The organism is Rubellimicrobium aerolatum (assembly GCF_017872975.1).
Lineage (GTDB): Bacteria > Pseudomonadota > Alphaproteobacteria > Rhodobacterales > Rhodobacteraceae > Rubellimicrobium > Rubellimicrobium aerolatum.
Map to the genome: position 1 here is coordinate 94759 of NZ_JAGGJP010000005.1, position 15966 is coordinate 110724.

The window sequence follows — 15966 nt, forward strand, 5'->3', positions numbered from 1 at the left end:
GCTTTCGGGCAAAGGACGTGTCGCAATGACCAAACTCACCTTGGGGACCCATCCCTACCTGCTGGGGTTCGAGCAGCTCGAACGCCTCGTGGAGCGGACGGCCAAGACCGGCAACGACGGGTATCCCCCCTACAACATCGAGCAGACCTCGGACCGCTCCTACCGGATCACCCTCGCGGTGGCCGGCTTCACCGAATCCGACCTGTCGATCACCGTGGAGGACCGGCAGCTCGTGATCCGCGGGCGGCAGGCCGACGAGGCCGACGGACGGGTCTTCCTTCACCGGGGAATCGCGGCGCGCCAGTTTCAGCGGAGCTTTGTGCTGGCCGAAGGCGTTGAGGTGGGAGAGGCGGTGATGGAGAACGGACTCCTCCATGTCGATCTGACCCGCCATGTCCCCGAGACGGTCGTCCAGACCGTCCGCATCAAGAGGAGTGGGGTCAAGTGAATCGCCCTCATGCAACTGCCCGGCCCCGGCCGGATCTCCAGGCGCTCGGCGCCGACATCGTCTACGTGAAGCCCATCGCCGTCGCCGATCTCCCCGAGGAGCTGCGCGAGCAGGCGGGCGAGCTGGAGACGATCTTCGCCGTCCACGATTCGCAGGGCCAGCAGCTCGCCCTCGTGGCGGACCGCGACCTCGCCTTCGTGCTGGCGCGGCAATACGACCGGACGCCCGTCACGGTCCACTGACCTTGCGACGGGTCCGGCGGCGGCCGGGGGATTGACGACCCGGCCCGCCGGATCACGTTAACGGACCGGGGCGGCTGGACCCCGACGACCCGGATCCGAGGCATGACCACGACACCCACGACCCCGTCGGAGCGCACGGCCCACGCGCGGCACGGCTATTCCTCCTACCAGATCGCCCTTCACTGGACCGTCGCGGTCCTCGTGGTGTTCAACCTGCTCCTGGGGAGCGGCATGGAGCAGGTCTACGACGCCGTCGGGGCGAACGAGACGGTGACCCAATGGGGGCCGGCCTTCGTCCACATCGCGCTCGGCGTGACGATCTTCCTGGTGATGATCGCCCGCCTGACGGCCCGGCTGAAGCGTCCGGTGGAGACCGCCGCCGACAGCAAGCACCGCATCCTGGCGCTGCTCGGCCGCATCAACCATTGGGCTTTCTACGCCGTGCTTCTGCTGATGCCGCCGTTGGGCGCCCTCGCGTGGTTCGCGGGGCAGGACTGGGCGGCCGGGCTCCACGGCCTGCTGGCCTGGGTGCTTCTGGTGTTGATCGCGCTGCACATCGGCGGCGCGCTGCTCCACCTCGTGCTGGGCGAGAACATCATCCGCCGGATCGTGCGGCCGACGCCGGGGACCTGACCCTGCGGGGAAGGGGGGCCTCGCGGCCCCCTTCGGTCGTCAGGCCTTGATGAGGCCCATGCCTTCCAGCTTCAGGATCACCTGATGCGCGCAGGTGTCCACGTCGAGCCCCTCGGTGTTGACGCGAAGCTCCGGGGCCTCGGGCACGTCGTAGGGGTCCGAGATGCCGGTGAACTCCTTGATCTTGCCTTCGCGGGCGAGCTTGTAGAGCCCCTTCCGGTCGCGCCGCTCGCATTCCTCCAGCGGGGTCGCCACGTGCACCTCGATGAAGGCGCCGAAGGCTTCGATCATCTCGCGCACCTCGCGGCGGGTCGTCGCGTAGGGGGCGATCGGCGCGCAGATCGCGATGCCGCCGTTCTTGGTGATCTCGCTCGCGACGTAGCCGATCCGCTTGATGTTGATGTCCCGGTGCTCCTTGGAGAAGCCCAGCTCCGACGACAGGTGCTTGCGCACCACGTCCCCGTCGAGCAGCGTCACGGGACGCCCCCCCATCTCCATCAGCTTGACCATCAGCGCGTTGGCGATGGTGCTCTTGCCGCTCCCCGAGAGGCCGGTGAAGAACACCGTGAAGCCCTGCCTGGACCGCGCGGGCGAGGTCTTGCGAAGCTCCGTCACCACCTGCGGGAAGGAGAACCAGTCGGGGATCTCCAGCCCCTCGCGCAGCCTTCGACGCAGCTCGGTCCCCGAGATGTCGAGCACGGTCGAGCCCGCCGGCACCTCGTCCACAGGGAAGTACTGCGCCTTCTCCTGGACGTAGACCATCTGCTTGAAATCGACCATCTCGATGCCGACCTCGGCCTGGTGCTCCCGCACCAGCTCCTGCGCGGCGTAGGGGTCGTAGAAGTCCTTGCCCTGGCTGTTCTTGCCCGGCCCCGCGTGGTCGCGGCCGACGATGAAGTGGGTCAGGCCGTGGTTCCGCCGGATGATCGCGTGCCACAGCGCCTCGCGCGGGCCGCCCATCCGCATGGCGAGGTTGAGGAGCGACAGGTGCGTGGTGGAGGCCGGATACTGGTCCAGCACCGCCTCGTAGCAACGGACGCGGGTGAAGTGGTCCACGTCGCCCGGCTTGGTCATGCCGACGACCGGATGGATCAGCAGGTTCGCCTGCGCCTCGCGCGCGGCGCGGAAGGTCAGCTCCTGGTGGGCGCGGTGGAGCGGGTTGCGCGTCTGGAACGCGACGATCCGCCGCCAGCCCATCTTGCGGAAGAAGGCCCGCAGCTCGTTCGGCGTGTCGCGCCGCGCCTTGAAGTCGTAATGGACGGGCGGCGTCAGTCCGGTGATCGGGCCGCCGAGGTAGACCTTGCCCGCCCGGTTGTGCAGGTAGTTCACCGCCGGATGCGCCACGTCGTCGGCGCCGAAGACCTTCTCGGCCTCGACCGCCTTGTTCGGCACCCACTTGTCCGTCACCGACAGGATGGCGAGGATCACCCCCTCCTGGTCGCGCAGCGCGATGTCCTGCCCGACCTCGACCTTCTCGGCGAAGGCCTCGGTGACGTCGAGCGTGACCGGCATCGGCCAGAGCGAGCCGTCCGCCAGCCGCATCGTCTCCACGACCGAGTCGTAGTCCGCCCGGCCCAGGAAGCCCTTGAGCGGGAAGAACCCGCCGTTCATCAAGAGCTCCAGATCGCAGAGCTGGCGCGGCGTCAGGTCGTGGCTGACGAGGTTGCCCGCCTCCACCTTCAGCTTCTGCGCCGAGTCCGCGGAGACGTAGAGCTCGGGGATCGGGGCGAGGTTCTGCATCGGCTTCGGGCCTTGATCGGGAACGGGAGCTTTGGAGTCCAGCATCGGCAAGCGGCTTTCGGGAGGGGGACCGGAATGTGCGGGCCTCCCTAGCGGCGGCCCGCCCGCGCCGCAAGGCGTCAATCCACCCCAAGCCATGCCTTGGCGGAAAGGCCGTCCCTCGGGCGCAGGAGCCTAGTAGTGCGAGAAGGCCGGCGTCGGGTCCTGCGTGGCCGAGACCGTCTCGCCCAGATGCGTCATGGGCTGCGCGGCGAGCCAGCGTTCCGCGTCGAGCGCGGCCATGCAGCCCATCCCGGCGCTGGTCACGGCCTGCCGGTAGACGTGGTCCGTCAGGTCCCCGGCGGCGAAGACGCCCTCGATGGAGGTGCGGGTCGAGCCCGGCTCCACCTTCACGTAACCGCCGTTGTGCAGCTCCAACTGCCCCGCGACCAGCTCGGACGCCGGCGCGTGGCCGATGGCGACGAAGAAGCCGGTCGCCGGCACGTCCTGCGTGACGCCGCTGCGGACGTCGCGCAGGCGGACGCCGGTCACGCCCTGCTCGCCCAGCACCTCCTCGACCTCGTGGTGCCAGATCGTCTCGATCTTCGGGTGCCGGAACAGCCGGTCCTGCAACACCTTCTCGGCCCGCAGCGTGTCGCGGCGGTGGACCAGCGTCACCTTGCTGGCGAAGTTGGTCAGGAACAGCGCCTCCTCGACGGCGGTGTTGCCGCCGCCTGCCACCACGATCTCCTGCCCCCGGAAGAAGAAGCCGTCGCAGGTCGCGCAGGCCGAGACGCCGAAGCCCTTCAGCCGCTCCTCGGAGGGCAGTCCCAGCCACTTGGCCCGCGCGCCGGTGGCGAGGATGATCGCGTCGGCGGTCCAGACCTGCCCGGAGTCGGTCTCGGCCCGGAAGGGACGCCGGGAAAGGTCCAGCTTCGTCACGAGGTCGGTGACGATCTCCGCCCCCATCTCGCGGGCATGGGCCTCCATCCGCATCATCAGGTCGGGGCCCTGCACCGTCAGGTCGCCCGGCCAGTTCTCCACCTCCGTGGTGGTGGTGAGCTGGCCGCCCGGCTCCATCCCCTGGATCAGCACGGGCGCGAGCATCGCGCGCGAGGCGTAGACGGCGGCGGTGTAGCCGGCCGGGCCGGACCCCACGATCAGAAGCCGGACGTGACGCGGATCGGCCATGAGTCATCTCCATCGGAAGGCGCGAGGTCGGCATATAGCGATCCGGCGCGCGTTGCGGAACCCTCCCGCCCGACATGGCCGCCAACCGGAGGCCGCGAAACATAATTGCGCGGGAGCGGGCGGAGGGATAGGGTCCGCCCGTTTCCACGGAGGACCCATGCCCGGCCAGCGGCTCGACCACATCGACCGTCGCATCCTGGACCTGCTCCAGGCGCAGGGCCGCATGACCAACGTGGAACTGGCCGCCCGCGTCGGCATCTCGCCCCCGCCCTGCCTGCGCCGCGTCCGCGCGCTGGAGGAAGCGGGGTTCATCCGGGGCTACCACGCCGACCTCGACCCGCAGAAGCTGGGCTTCGAGGTCAAGGTCTTCGCCTCGGTCCGCCTGCGGAGCCAGGCCGAGGCCGACCTCCAGGCCTTCGAGGACCTCGCGCGGGGCCTTCCTTACGTGCGCGAATGCCACATGCTGAACGGCGAGGTGGACTTCATCCTGAAATGCGTGGCGCCCGACCTGCGGACGTTCCAGCGCTTCCTGACCGAGACGCTGACGCCCGCGCCGAACGTGGCCTCGGTCAAGACCAGCCTCGTGATCCGCAGCGGCAAGGAGGAGCCGGGCGTCCCCGTCGATCCGGCCTAGAGGCGGATGGCGGCGATCAGCCGGCCATAGTCGGCCTCGCGCGCGTGGACGGACCGGCGATAGCTGAAGAAGCGGTCGGGCGTCAGGTAGGTGCAATGCCGCGTCCATTCGGCCTCGCCCACGCCGGCCTGCCGCAGCCGCTGGAGCCCGTAGCCGGGGAGGTCGAAGAGCAGCCGGTCGCCGTGGCCGTTGGCGAAGTAGCGGGCGGCGCGGGGGTCCTCGGCCAGCACGGTGTCCATGAACTCGGGGCCGACCTCGTAGGCGCGCTGGCTGATCGTGGGGCCTATGACGGCGTGGATGCGGGACGCCTTCGCGCCCAAGCCCTCCATGGCGGCGACCGTCGCTTCCAGGATGCCGCCGAGCGTCCCCTTCCAGCCCGCGTGGGCCGCGCCGATCACGCCCGCCTCGGAGTCCGCGAACAGGACCGGCTGGCAGTCCGCCGTCAGCACCGACAGGGCGAGGCCGGGCACCCGCGTCACCATCGCGTCGGCGCGCGGCTTGCCGGTCAGCGGCCCGTCCACCACGACGACATCCGCCGAATGGACCTGATGGACGCCCAGCAGCGCCTCGGGCTCGACGCCCATGGCCTCGGCCACGCGGCGGCGGTTGATCGTCACCGCCTCGGCCTGATCGGTGGAGCCGTTGCCGCAGTTGAGCCCGGCGAAGACCCCGGAGGACGCCCCGCCCGCGCGGCCGAAGAAGGCGTGGCGGAGGGGGTCGAGCAGCGGCGAGGTGATGAGGTCGAGGGTCAATCAGGCAAATCCGGGTGGCGGCGGGACGGACGGCGGGTGCAGGGCCACCGCCTTGAACAGCGTCCCCATTTCCGAAGGGAGGGTCAAGCGCCGCAGCGCAGCAAGATGCGAGTCGAGGCGGTCCCCTGCCAGCCCGCGCGCCAGCCTCTCGGCGCGTGGGCCGATGCCCAGCCGTTCCAGCAATTCGCCTTGCGCAACCATCGCTGTCGTCCGGGCGGGGGCGGCGGCCTGGGCCACGGCTTCGAAGTCCACGTGCGCCGTGAGGTCGGCCTCGCCGGGGGCCTCCAGCGGATCGGCGTAGGCGTGGCGGGCGACGGCCTGGAAGGTGTCGCCCGTGAGGTGCCAGCCGCCGTAATCGACAAAGACCGCCGCGCCGGCATGGGCCGCGATGCGCCGTCCGATCTCGGCGACGATGCCGGGGAGAGCGGGGCAAAGCTCCACCACGTCGCCCTCCGCCGTGTCGGCATGGCGATGTGCCAGCGCCGGAACAGGCCCGAGATGCCGGAGCCCCCAAGCCAACCGTCCGTCGCGCAGGCCGATCACCCGCTCGGACCAGCCGTCGCCCGCGCGGACGAACTGCCGGATGGGCAGCGCGTCCAGGAACTCGTTGGCGAGAAGGAACAGCGGGCCTTCGGGAAGGTCGGCCACGGTGTCGTGCAATTGCGCGCCCTGCACCCGCTTGGCTTGTTCGGCCCGGAGCGTGGGCGAGGCCTCGACCAGATGCACCGTCAGCGCGTCATGGAACCCCGGCACCCCTCGGGTCGCCCGGAGCGCGTCCGCCATCAGCGTCCCGCGTCCCGGCCCAAGTTCGGCCAGCACCACGCCACGCGGCGCTCCCTGATCGAGCCAGCTCTGCGCGAGGCAGAGGCCCAGGCATTCGCCGAACATCTGGCTGATCTCGGGCGCGGTGGTGAAGTCGCCGGCCGCGCCCAGCGGGTCGCGGGTCGCGTAGTAGCCGTGAACCGGGTGCAGCAGGCATTCGGCCATGTAGTCGGCCAGCGTCAGCGGCCCGGTGGCGGCGATGCGCTCGGCCAGGAGGCGCGCGAGCGGGGTCATGCCGGGACTGTCCTCCGCCGCCGCGCCCAGAGGACCAGCAGAACCCCCGCGAGGAGCAGCGGCAGCGTCAGGACCTGTCCCATCGTCAGGCCCCAGCCGCTCCAGTGCAGCGCAAGGCCCAGAGGGTTGCCGGGGCCGACGAACTGCGCGTCGGGCTGGCGCACGAACTCCACGAGGAAGCGCGCGACGCCGTAGCCGGCGAGGAAGGTGCCCGTCAGGAGCCAGGGCCGCCGCAGCGCCCCCCGGCGGAAGGCCATGACGATCAGCAGCGCCCCGAGGAGCAGGCCCTCCAGCGCCGCCTCGTAGAGCTGCGAGGGATGGCGGGCGCAGAGGCCCTCGACCAAGCCGGGGCAGTCCTGCGCCGCCTCGCCGGGGAAGATCACGCCCCAGGGGAGCAAGGTCGGCCGTCCCCAGAGCTCGGCGTTGACGAAGTTGGCGAGGCGGCCGAGGAGGATCGCCGGCGGCGAGGCCAGGGCGATGGCGTCGGCGACGCCGCCGAGCGGCAGACGGTGGCGCGCGCAGAAGATCAGGATCGCCAGCAGCACCCCCAGGAAGCCGCCGTGGAACGACATCCCACCTTGCCAGATCATCGGGATCTCCCACGGGGCGCGCAGGAAGTGGCCGGGCTGGTAGAAGACGACGTAGCCCAGACGCCCGCCGGCGATGATGCCCAGGATGATCCAGGTCAGCAGCGATTCGAGCTGCGCGGGCGTCATCGGCGCGGCGCCTCCGGCCCAGAGGCGCGGACGCCTCAGCGCCGCCACCGCCAGCCGCCAGCCGAGCAGGATGCCGGCGATGTAGGCCAGCGCATACCAGCGCACCGCCAAGTGCCAGCCGAGGACCGTGAACGAGAAGGCCTCGGGCGAGATGTCGGGGAAGGGGATGCCGGTCATGGGCCTTTCCTGCGGACCCCCGCGCGGGGTGTCAACCTTGCGGGCCCAGCCGCTTCCCCCCATATCGGGGGCAGCAGTCCCCGGAGGGCCCGATGCAGACCAAGAACAAGTTCCTCGACGACATCTCGCAGCTCGTGACCAATGCCATGGGCGTCGCGCAGGGGGCGCGGGACGAGGCGCAGACCGCCCTGCGGTCGATGGTGGACCGCCTGCTCGCCGACCGCGACCTCGTCACGCGCGAGGAGTTCGAGGCCGTGCGCGCCATGGCCCAGGCGGCGCGGGAGGAGAACGACGCCCTCTCGGCCCGGATCGCGGCGCTGGAGGCCAAGGCGCAAGGCGCGCAGCAGGAGGTGGACGCCCGGCCCGAATGGCCCGGTTCCCCGGGCGCCTGATTTCCTGGCGGGGCGTGTCGCGCGCACCAGACCAAAGGATTGTCCCCAAGAATCCGCTTTACAGGCTCGGCCGTTGTCCCACCATATCTCGTAGGGCTCGGAGGCAAGCCCACCGAACCCTGGAGCAGGCAACGCGCTCCGGACGCATCCCGCTCCGGAGCGACCTACGGAAAGGGCGCCGAGCTATGACCAATTCCGAGACCTATCTCGACGAGGGCGAGATCCACCCGATCGACGTGGTGGAGACGATCGCCGCTCATTACGAGTGGGATTTCGACCGCGTGGCCGAGAACCAGATCGCCATGACGCTCGAAGGCCAGTGGCGCTCCTACGCCCTGACCCTGGCCTGGTCCCCCTCGGACGAGACGCTGCGCCTGCTGTGCACCTACGAGCTCGACCCGCCCGAGGATCGGCTTCCCGCGCTGTTCGACCTGCTCAACCGGATGAACGACCTGTGCTGGGCCGGGGCCTTCACCTGGTGGGCCGAGGAGAAGGTGATGGTCTTCCGTTACGGGCTGGTTCTGGCGGGCGACCAGATCGCCTCGCCCGAGCAGATCGACACCATGATCCACGCCGCGCTGATGAGCGCCGAGCGGTTCTACCCGGCGGTGCAGATCGCGCTGTGGGGCGGCCGTGCGCCCAAGGACGCGATGGAGATCGCCATCGCCGAGGCCTACGGGCGGGCCTGATCCCTGTCGGATGACCACGACGGCCGGGCCAGCGCCCGGCCGTTTCGCATCGGGCCGCCCGGCTTGAAGCCTCGCCGTCCGGTGCCTACGGTCGCCCGGAGCGAAGCGGGAGAACGGCATGGCCTTGGACGAGGTGGCGGCGCGGGGGCTCGTGCTCCTGGGCTGCGGCAAGATGGGATCGGCGCTGCTGAGGGGCTGGCTGTCCGGGGGGCTGCCGCCCTCGGCGGTCCACGTGGTCGAGCCGCGCCCCTCGGACTGGCTGCGGGGAACGGGCGTCGCGCTGAACGCTCCGTTGCCCAAGGCGCCCGCCGTCGCGCTGGTCGCCGTCAAGCCGCAGATGATGGGCGAGGCGCTGCCCGCTATGGCGGCGCTCGGGGGCGGGCGGACGCTGGTCCTGTCCATCGCCGCCGGCACGCCGCTGGCGGCCTTCGAGGCGGCGTTCGGGGCCGGGACGCCGGTCGTGCGCGCCATGCCCAACACGCCGGCCGCCATCGGGCGGGGCATCACCGCGATCATCGGCAACGCGGCGGCGACCGGGGCGCATCTGGCCTTGGCCGAATCGCTGCTTTCGGCGGTGGGCGAGGTGGTGCGGTTGGAGGCGGAGGGTCAGATGGACGCGGTGACGGCGGTCTCGGGCTCCGGGCCGGCCTACGTGTTCCACCTGATCGAGACGCTGGCCGCCGCCGGGGAGGCGGAGGGGTTGGCGCCGGAGTTGGCGCTGCGGCTGGCGCGGGCGACGGTGGCCGGGGCCGGGGCGCTGGCGCAGGAGACCGGGACGGACCCGGCGCAGTTGCGGCGCGACGTGACCTCTCCGAACGGGACCACGCAGGCGGGGCTGGAGGTCCTGATGGGCGGGCTGCCGGACCTGATCGCCCGCACGGTGCGGGCGGCGGCGGCGCGGAGCGAGGAGCTGGGGCGGGCATGAGCGACGAGATCACGTTCGACGACTTCCTGAAGGTGGATGTCCGGGTCGGCCGGATCGTCCGGGCCGAGCCCTACCCGGAGGCGCGAAAGCCCGCCTACAAGCTCTGGATCGATTTTGGCCCCGAGATCGGGGAGAAGCGGTCCTCGGCGCAGATCACCGTGCATTACGCGCCCGAGGCGCTGGTGGGGCAGCAGGTCATGGCCGTGGTCAACTTCCCGCCGCGCCGGATCGGCAAGTTCGACTCCGAGGTGCTGGTCCTGGGGGTGCCGGATGCGGACGGGGCGGTGGTGCTGGTGCAGCCGGGGCTGGACGTGCCGTTGGGCGGGAGGCTGCATTGAGGCTTCTTGTGACCCGGCGGCTGCCGGAGGCGAACATGGTCGCAGCGAGGGAGCGGTTCGACGCGACCTTCGCCGACAACGACCATGGGTTGTCGCCCGAGGAGGCGGCGCGGGCGCTGCGGGAGTTCGACGCGATCCTGCCGACGCTGGGGGACCGCTTCACGGCGGAGGCCTTCGCGGGCGGGGCGGTGCGGTGCCGTATCCTCGCGAACTTCGGCGTGGGGGTGAACCATATCGACGTGGCGGCGGCGAAGGCGGCGGGGGTCGTGGTGACGAACACGCCGGGCGCGGTGACGGACGCGACGGCCGACATCGCGATGATGCTGATCCTGATGACCTGCCGCCGGGCCGGGGAGGGGGAGCGGCTGCTGCGGCGCGGGGACTGGACCGGGTGGGAGCCGACGCAGATGCTCGGGACCCATGTGACCGGGCTGACGGTCGGGATCGTCGGCATGGGGCGGATCGGGCAGGCCATCGCGCGGCGGTGCCATTTCGGGTTCGGGATGCCGGTGGTGTTCCACAATCGGTCGGAGAAGGTGGTGGACGTGCCGGCGCGGCAGGTGGAGTTGGCCGGGCTGCTGCGCGAGGCGGATGTGGTCGTGCTGGCGGTGCCGGGCGGGGCGGACACGCGGGGGCTGATCGGGGCGGCGGAGCTGGCGGCGATGAAGCGCTCGGCGGTGCTGGTCAACATCGCGCGGGGGGACGTGGTGGACGAAGGGGCGCTGGTGGACGCGCTGGAGGCGGGGCGGATCGCCGGGGCGGGGCTCGATGTCTATGCGCGGGAGCCGGAGGTGCCGGAGCGGCTGCGCCGCTTGGAGAACGCCGTGCTGCTGCCGCATCTGGGGACGGCGACGCTGACCGTGCGCGAGGCGATGGGGCGGATGGCGCTGGGGAACCTTCTGGCCTTTGCCGAGGGGCGCGAGCCGCCGAACGTGGTCCAGGGCTGATACCTCCGGGGGCTTCGCGCCCCCGGACCCCCGCGGGATACTTGGAACCGAAGGAAGGGGTCAGCGGTCGCCCACGGCCTCGCGCCAGTGGCGGCGGCAGAGCGATTCGTAACGCTCGTTCCCGCCGATCTCGACCTGGGGGCCTTCGCGGGAGGCGCGGCCGGCCGCGTCGCGGCGGACGACCATCGTCGCCTTGCGGCCGCAGTGGCAGATCGTGCGGATCTCGCGCATCTCGTCGGCCAGCGCGAGGAGGGTGGCGCTGCCGGGGAAGAGCTCGCCCCGGAAGTCCACGCGGAGGCCGTAGGCCATCACGGGGAGGTGGAGGTCGTCCACGGCGCGGGCGAGCTGCCAGACCTGGGCGGGCGTGAGGAACTGCGCCTCGTCCACGAAGACGCAGGCGACGGGGCCCTGCTGGAGGCGGGCGGCGATCTTGCCGAAGAGGTCGTCGTCGGGGCCGTAGGTGTCGGCCTCGGCCTCGATGCCGATGCGGGAGCGGATGCGCCCCTCGCCCGCCCGCGTGTCGAGCCGGGCGGTGAGGAGAAAGGTCCGCATCCCGCGCTCGTTGTAGTTGTAGGACGCCTGGAGGAGGATCGTGCTCTTGCCGGCGTTCATGGTCGAGTAGTGGAAGTGCAGCTTGGCCATGCGCGGGGGATTAGCCGGAGCCGGGGGGCGGGGCAACCGGGCGGCGGGGGCTGCCCTGTTCGGGGTCCATGACCCGCCCGGGCCGGGCCGTTCTGGCGCGGCCCGGGGGGCATGGGGCCGTGGTGCCGGATTGACTGCCCGGCCCACGGGAGGCGCGTGCACGACGCGCCGGCGGCTGGGGGGGTGGTGCCCCAGGTGGAGACGGGACAGCGGCCCGTCGCCTGTCAAACAGACCGACCGGGGGCGGATGGGCCTCCGGCGCGGGGGGAGGCCGCGTTGGCGGGCCTCAGGGGGGCGCGGAGGTCGCGAGGGACTCCGGGCCGCGTGGGAGGGAGAATCGCACGGGGGCGTTAACGGGGTCTGACAGCAACGGGCGTTGCGTGTTGCGTGGGATTTTAGGGAATGGGGGCGGCTCGGGGCGCGGGCGGCGCGTGACCCTCGCGGGACGGTCGTAGGGTGGGTGAAACCCACCGGCGGCGCTTCGGACCGGAAGGAACCATGGTGGGTTGGCACCCACCCTACGCTGGCTGAGATGGGGTTCGCTTCGGCGCACCCTGTCGGGCGGAACGCAAAAGGGGCGCCCGGAGGCGCCCCTTTCGTAGTCCTGGGATCGGTGGGGCGATCAGAAGTCGCCCATGCCGCCCATGCCGCCGCCCATGCCGCCAGCACCGGCGCCCGCCTTGTCGTCCTTGGGCTTGTCGGCGACCATCGCCTCGGTGGTGATGAGCAGGCCGGCCACGGAGGCCGCGTCCTCGAGCGCGGTGCGGACCACCTTGGCGGGGTCGATCACGCCAAAGGCGAACATGTCGCCATACTCTTCGGTCTGGGCGTTGAAGCCGAACGCCTTGTCGTCCGATTCACGCACCTTGCCGGCCACCACGGCGCCATCGACGCCGGCGTTCTCGGCGATCTGGCGCATCGGGGCCTCCAGGGCGCGACGCACGATCTGGATGCCCGCGTCCTGGTCCGAGTTGACGCCCTTCATGTCGCGGAGCGTCTTGGCGGCCTGCACGAGGGCCACGCCGCCGCCGACCACAATGCCTTCCTGGACGGCCGCGCGGGTCGCGTTGAGCGCGTCGTCGACGCGGTCCTTGCGCTCCTTGACCTCGATCTCGGTCATGCCGCCGACGCGGATGACGGCAACGCCGCCCGCCAGCTTGGCGACCCGCTCCTGCAGCTTCTCCTTGTCGTAGTCCGAGGTGGTTTCCTCGATCTGGTTGCGGATCTGGGCCACGCGGGCCTCGATCTCGGCCTTGTCGCCGGCGCCGTCGATGACGGTCGTGTCATCCTTCTTGATGATGACCTTCTTGGCGCGGCCGAGCATGTCGAGCGTGACGTTCTCGAGCTTCATGCCGAGGTCGTCGGAGATCACCTGGCCGCCGGTCAGGATCGCGATGTCCTGCAGCATGGCCTTGCGGCGGTCGCCGAAGCCGGGGGCCTTGACGGCGGCGATCTTGAGGCCGCCGCGCAGCTTGTTGACGACGAGCGTGGCCAGGGCCTCGCCTTCCACGTCCTCGGCGACGATGACGAGCGGGCGCTGCGACTGGATCACGGCTTCGAGCAGCGGGACCATCGGCTGGAGCGACGACAGCTTCTTCTCGTGCAGGAGGATGAGGACATCTTCCAGCTCGGCGGTCATCTTGTCGGCGTTGGTGACGAAGTAGGGCGACAGGTAGCCGCGGTCGAACTGCATCCCCTCGACGACTTCGACTTCCGTTTCGAGGCCCTTGTTCTCCTCGACGGTGATGACGCCCTCGTTGCCCACGCGCTGCATGGCATCGGCGATGAAGCGGCCGATGTTGGTCTCGCCGTTGGCGGAGATGGTGCCGACCTGGGCGACCTCGTCCGAGTCCTTGACGGGACGCGAGGCGGACTTGATCTCGCCGATGACCTTCTGGACGGCGAGGTCGATGCCGCGCTTGAGGTCCATCGGGTTCATGCCGGCGGCAACCGACTTGAGGCCCTCGATGATGATGGCCTGGGCGAGAACGGTGGCGGTGGTGGTGCCGTCACCCGCCTCGTCGTTGGTGCGCGAAGCGACTTCGCGGACCATCTGCGCGCCCATGTTCTCGAACTTGTCCTCGAGCTCGATCTCCTTGGCGACGGTGACGCCGTCCTTGGTGATCCGGGGGGCGCCGAACGACTTGTCGATGACGACGTTGCGGCCCTTGGGGCCGAGCGTCACCTTGACGGCGTTGGCGAGCACGTTGACGCCGCGCAGCATGCGGTTGCGGGCATCGGTGTCGAACTTGACGTCCTTGGCAGCCATTGGTGCTGTCTCCTTGGAATGTCAGGAAAAGGGAAAGGCGATCAGGCGGCGGCGGCCTGGGACGCGGACGCCTCGATGATGCCGAGGATGTCCGATTCCTTCATGATCAGGTATTCCTGGCCGTCGAGGGTGACCTCGGTGCCCGACCATTTGCCGAACAGGATGCGGTCGCCGGCCTTGACGGAGGGGGCGATCAGCTCCCCGGAGTCCTTGCGGGCGCCTTCGCCCACGGCGACGACTTCGCCCTCGGCGGGCTTTTCCTTGGCGGTGTCGGGGATGATGAGCCCCCCCTTGGTCTTTTCTTCGCCCTGCACGCGGCGCACGAGCACCCGGTCGGAAAGCGGCTTGAACGAGGCCATTGTGAAGCTCCCAGTGGTCTTCGTGAATCTCGGGTTCCGCTGGCACTCACCCTTGGGGAGTGCCAACAGGGCGGAGATAAGGACGGTGGGGGCCGGCTGTCAACGGGCTTCGTGGCGAAAAAGAGACCGGCCGCCCCGAGGGGCGGCCGGTTGGTGCCGATGCGGAGGAGGCTCAGGACTTGGAGGAGCCGGCCGAGCCTGCCGACGACGTGCTGCCGCCCGAGGAGGACGGGGTGGTGCCGGAGCCCGAGGCGCCGGTCAGGCCCGAGCCGCCCGAGGAGGACGAGGCGCCGTAGGTCGTGCCCGAGGAGCCCGACGTGGAGCCGCCCGAGGAGCCGGAGGTGGAGCCGGACGAGCCGCCCATGGACGAGCCCGAGCCGCCCGACGACGAGCCGAAGGACGACGAGCCGCCCATCGAGCCTCCCGACGAACCCCAGTTGGAGGACTGGTCCTGCACGCGGATGTTGTTCTGGACGTGCTTCACGCCCGAGACGTCATCCGCGAGGTCCTCGGCCCGGCGCTTCTCCCACCGGGAGTTGACGGTGCCCGACAGCGTCACCTCGCCGCCCGACACCTTCACGTCGATCTCGGAGGCGTCGATGCCACCGTGGGCGAGGCGTTCGTTCACGTCCTCCTCGATGCGGGTGTCGGAGCGGGTGTAGCCCTTGGGCGCGCGGCCGCGGAACTGCTGGGACTGGCCACCTTGGCCTTGGCCTTGGCCGCCCTGGTCCCCGAAGCCCAGCGCGTTGGCCGCCGCGCCGATCAGGCCGCCGACGAAGCCGCCGCCGTAGCCCTGGCCCTGGTTGCCCTGGCCATAGCCCTGGCTCCCGTAGCCCTGGCCGCCCTGCTGGCCGGTGCCGCCGCTGAACTGGCTCTGCTGGCCGTAGCCCTGGCCGCCATAGCCCGAAGAGCCATAGCCTTGGCCCGAGGAGCCGTGACCCTGGCTTCCGTAGCCCTGGCCGCCGTAGCTCTGGCCGCCGTGGCCGCCGGACTGGCCCTGGCCGTAGCCACCCTGGCCGTAGCCGCCCGAGGAGCCGAAGCCGCCGCCCTGGCCGCCGTAGCTGGAGCCGCCCCCGCCGTAGTTCTGGCTGCCGAAGGACTGGCCCGCGCCGCCGAAGCCGCCCGTTCCCTGGCCGTAGGACGAGCCCTGGCCGTAGCCGGAGCCGGAGTGCTGGCCCTGGCCGTAATTGTGCTGGCTGCTGCCGCCGCCCTGGAAGCTCTGGCCCGACTGGCCCCCGGATTGGCCGGACTGGCCGCCCTGCCCGTAGCCGTAGCCGCCCATGCCGAAGCCGCCCTGGCCGCCGGTCGAGCCGTAGCCGCCCTGGCTGCCACCGAAGCTGCCCGAGCCCATGTCGCCGTAGCTCTGCTGGCCGCCCATGCCGCCCGAGCCGTAGCCGGACCGGCCGTAGTCGCCCGAGCCCTGGGAGCCCGCGAAGCCCGAGCCCATGCCCGAACCTTGGCCGTAGCCGCCCGAGGAGCCCATGCCGCCCATGCCGGAGCCCTGGTGCGACTGGCCGCCATAGGTGCCGCCGTAGCTGCCGCCCGAGCCGCCGTAGGTGCCGCCCTGCGAGCCGCCGAGGCCGTAGCCCTGCGAACCCTGGCCGCTGCCGCCTTGGCCGTAGCCGCCCTGCCCGCCTTGGCCATACTGGCTCTGGTTGTGCTGGCCGCCGTAGCCGCCTCCGACTCCGGCGCCGCCGCTCTGGCTGCCCTGGCCGTAATCCTGGGAGCCGCGGCTCCCGCCCTGATGCCGGTCGTCGTCGTGATTGCTGGCCATCTTCTCCTCCTGAAGTTGACTGCCACGAACCCGCCCGCCCGTTGGCCGGACGGCGCGCGGTTC

The 15966-nt window shown here is 71.0% G+C and carries 18 protein-coding genes; 9 read left to right on the plus strand and 9 right to left on the minus strand.

Annotated elements, in window-relative coordinates:
• The first annotated feature begins 25 nt into the window (after nt 1-25).
• The 3 genes from J2Z33_RS07640 (at nt 26) to J2Z33_RS07650 (ending at nt 1323) form a co-directional block, all read left to right on the plus strand.
• A complete protein-coding gene (locus J2Z33_RS07640; RefSeq protein WP_209839537.1) occupies nt 26-448 on the plus strand; it encodes an Hsp20 family protein in 423 nt (140 codons plus the stop codon).
• A complete protein-coding gene (locus tag J2Z33_RS07645) occupies nt 445-690 on the plus strand; it encodes a DUF1150 family protein (protein ID WP_209839539.1) in 246 nt (81 codons plus the stop codon). Before J2Z33_RS07640 ends, J2Z33_RS07645 begins: the two co-directional genes overlap by 4 nt.
• 102 nt (nt 691-792) lie before the next feature.
• Nucleotides 793-1323, plus strand: a complete 531-nt coding sequence (locus tag J2Z33_RS07650) for a cytochrome b (RefSeq protein ID WP_209839541.1) — start codon at nt 793-795, stop codon at nt 1321-1323.
• 39 nt (nt 1324-1362) lie between these two features.
• Here the strand turns inward: J2Z33_RS07650 and J2Z33_RS07655 are convergent, their stop codons facing one another.
• Both J2Z33_RS07655 and trxB read right to left on the minus strand, forming a co-directional pair.
• A complete protein-coding gene (locus J2Z33_RS07655; RefSeq protein WP_209839543.1) occupies nt 1363-3063 on the minus strand; it encodes a bifunctional sulfate adenylyltransferase/adenylylsulfate kinase in 1701 nt (566 codons plus the stop codon).
• A 174-nt stretch (nt 3064-3237) separates the two neighbouring features.
• A complete protein-coding gene (gene trxB, locus J2Z33_RS07660; RefSeq protein WP_209839545.1) occupies nt 3238-4233 on the minus strand; it encodes a thioredoxin-disulfide reductase in 996 nt (331 codons plus the stop codon).
• Between the two features lie 157 nt (nt 4234-4390).
• On the opposite strand from trxB, the gene J2Z33_RS07665 reads away from it, so the two are divergent.
• Complete coding sequence (locus J2Z33_RS07665; protein ID WP_209839547.1) at nt 4391-4867, plus strand: Lrp/AsnC family transcriptional regulator; 477 nt, start codon at nt 4391-4393, stop codon at nt 4865-4867.
• Here J2Z33_RS07665 and pgeF read toward each other — a convergent pair.
• From pgeF to lgt, 3 genes are read right to left on the minus strand one after another with little or no spacing between them, the layout of a single operon-like run.
• A complete protein-coding gene (gene pgeF, locus J2Z33_RS07670) occupies nt 4864-5619 on the minus strand; it encodes a peptidoglycan editing factor PgeF (RefSeq protein WP_209839549.1) in 756 nt (251 codons plus the stop codon). The two genes, J2Z33_RS07665 and pgeF, sit on opposite strands and share 4 nt — an antisense overlap.
• Nucleotides 5620-6675 (minus strand): class I SAM-dependent methyltransferase, encoded by a 1056-nt coding sequence (locus tag J2Z33_RS07675; protein ID WP_209839551.1) that lies wholly within the window; start codon nt 6673-6675, stop codon nt 5620-5622. It lies immediately after the preceding gene.
• Nucleotides 6672-7568, minus strand: a complete 897-nt coding sequence (lgt, locus tag J2Z33_RS07680) for a prolipoprotein diacylglyceryl transferase (RefSeq protein ID WP_209839553.1) — start codon at nt 7566-7568, stop codon at nt 6672-6674. Before lgt ends, J2Z33_RS07675 begins: the two co-directional genes overlap by 4 nt.
• A 92-nt stretch (nt 7569-7660) precedes the next feature.
• On the opposite strand from lgt, the gene J2Z33_RS07685 reads away from it, so the two are divergent.
• The 5 genes from J2Z33_RS07685 (at nt 7661) to J2Z33_RS07705 (ending at nt 10859) form a co-directional block, all read left to right on the plus strand.
• Nucleotides 7661-7960, plus strand: a complete 300-nt coding sequence (locus tag J2Z33_RS07685; protein WP_209839555.1) for an accessory factor UbiK family protein — start codon at nt 7661-7663, stop codon at nt 7958-7960.
• A 185-nt stretch (nt 7961-8145) separates the two neighbouring features.
• Nucleotides 8146-8649: a type III secretion system chaperone family protein gene (locus tag J2Z33_RS07690; protein ID WP_209839557.1), complete on the plus strand. Its 504-nt coding sequence runs from the start codon at nt 8146-8148 to the stop codon at nt 8647-8649.
• A 118-nt stretch (nt 8650-8767) separates the two neighbouring features.
• Complete coding sequence (gene proC, locus J2Z33_RS07695; RefSeq protein WP_209839559.1) at nt 8768-9574, plus strand: pyrroline-5-carboxylate reductase; 807 nt, start codon at nt 8768-8770, stop codon at nt 9572-9574.
• Nucleotides 9571-9912, plus strand: a complete 342-nt coding sequence (locus tag J2Z33_RS07700) for a tRNA-binding protein (RefSeq protein ID WP_209839561.1) — start codon at nt 9571-9573, stop codon at nt 9910-9912. The genes proC and J2Z33_RS07700 overlap by 4 nt, the downstream gene beginning before the upstream one ends.
• The gene (locus tag J2Z33_RS07705; RefSeq protein WP_209839563.1) at nt 9909-10859 is read left to right on the plus strand and encodes a 2-hydroxyacid dehydrogenase; all 951 of its coding nucleotides are present in this window, start codon (nt 9909-9911) and stop codon (nt 10857-10859) included. Before J2Z33_RS07700 ends, J2Z33_RS07705 begins: the two co-directional genes overlap by 4 nt.
• A 60-nt stretch (nt 10860-10919) precedes the next feature.
• On the opposite strand, the gene J2Z33_RS07710 is transcribed toward J2Z33_RS07705, so the two are convergent.
• The 4 genes from J2Z33_RS07710 to J2Z33_RS07725 all read right to left on the minus strand — a co-directional run bounded on the left by J2Z33_RS07710 (nt 10920) and on the right by J2Z33_RS07725 (nt 15903).
• Nucleotides 10920-11501: a thymidine kinase gene (locus J2Z33_RS07710; RefSeq protein WP_209839565.1), complete on the minus strand. Its 582-nt coding sequence runs from the start codon at nt 11499-11501 to the stop codon at nt 10920-10922.
• Between the two features lie 622 nt (nt 11502-12123).
• Nucleotides 12124-13770 carry a chaperonin GroEL gene (groL, locus tag J2Z33_RS07715; protein WP_209839567.1) on the minus strand — a complete coding sequence of 549 codons (1647 nt, stop codon included), beginning with the start codon at nt 13768-13770 and terminating at the stop codon, nt 12124-12126.
• Nucleotides 13771-13811: 41 nt separating this feature from the next.
• Complete coding sequence (groES, locus tag J2Z33_RS07720; protein ID WP_209839569.1) at nt 13812-14129, minus strand: co-chaperone GroES; 318 nt, start codon at nt 14127-14129, stop codon at nt 13812-13814.
• A 172-nt stretch (nt 14130-14301) separates the two neighbouring features.
• A complete protein-coding gene (locus J2Z33_RS07725) occupies nt 14302-15903 on the minus strand; it encodes a BON domain-containing protein (RefSeq protein ID WP_209839571.1) in 1602 nt (533 codons plus the stop codon).
• Between the last annotated feature and the right edge of the window lie 63 nt (nt 15904-15966).

Coding starts and splice junctions, on each gene's coding strand:
- J2Z33_RS07640 (WP_209839537.1), top strand. CDS start 26: ATGACCAAACTCACCTTGGGGACCCATCCCTACCTGCTGGGGTTCGAG.
- J2Z33_RS07650 (WP_209839541.1), top strand. CDS start 793: ATGACCACGACACCCACGACCCCGTCGGAGCGCACGGCCCACGCGCGG.
- J2Z33_RS07655 (WP_209839543.1), bottom strand. CDS start 3,063: ATGCAGAACCTCGCCCCGATCCCCGAGCTCTACGTCTCCGCGGACTCG.
- trxB (WP_209839545.1), bottom strand. CDS start 4,233: ATGGCCGATCCGCGTCACGTCCGGCTTCTGATCGTGGGGTCCGGCCCG.
- J2Z33_RS07665 (WP_209839547.1), top strand. CDS start 4,391: ATGCCCGGCCAGCGGCTCGACCACATCGACCGTCGCATCCTGGACCTG.
- J2Z33_RS07675 (WP_209839551.1), bottom strand. CDS start 6,675: ATGACCCCGCTCGCGCGCCTCCTGGCCGAGCGCATCGCCGCCACCGGG.
- lgt (WP_209839553.1), bottom strand. CDS start 7,568: ATGACCGGCATCCCCTTCCCCGACATCTCGCCCGAGGCCTTCTCGTTC.
- J2Z33_RS07685 (WP_209839555.1), top strand. CDS start 7,661: ATGCAGACCAAGAACAAGTTCCTCGACGACATCTCGCAGCTCGTGACC.
- J2Z33_RS07690 (WP_209839557.1), top strand. CDS start 8,146: ATGACCAATTCCGAGACCTATCTCGACGAGGGCGAGATCCACCCGATC.
- proC (WP_209839559.1), top strand. CDS start 8,768: ATGGCCTTGGACGAGGTGGCGGCGCGGGGGCTCGTGCTCCTGGGCTGC.
- J2Z33_RS07700 (WP_209839561.1), top strand. CDS start 9,571: ATGAGCGACGAGATCACGTTCGACGACTTCCTGAAGGTGGATGTCCGG.
- J2Z33_RS07710 (WP_209839565.1), bottom strand. CDS start 11,501: ATGGCCAAGCTGCACTTCCACTACTCGACCATGAACGCCGGCAAGAGC.
- groL (WP_209839567.1), bottom strand. CDS start 13,770: ATGGCTGCCAAGGACGTCAAGTTCGACACCGATGCCCGCAACCGCATG.
- groES (WP_209839569.1), bottom strand. CDS start 14,129: ATGGCCTCGTTCAAGCCGCTTTCCGACCGGGTGCTCGTGCGCCGCGTG.
- J2Z33_RS07725 (WP_209839571.1), bottom strand. CDS start 15,903: ATGGCCAGCAATCACGACGACGACCGGCATCAGGGCGGGAGCCGCGGC.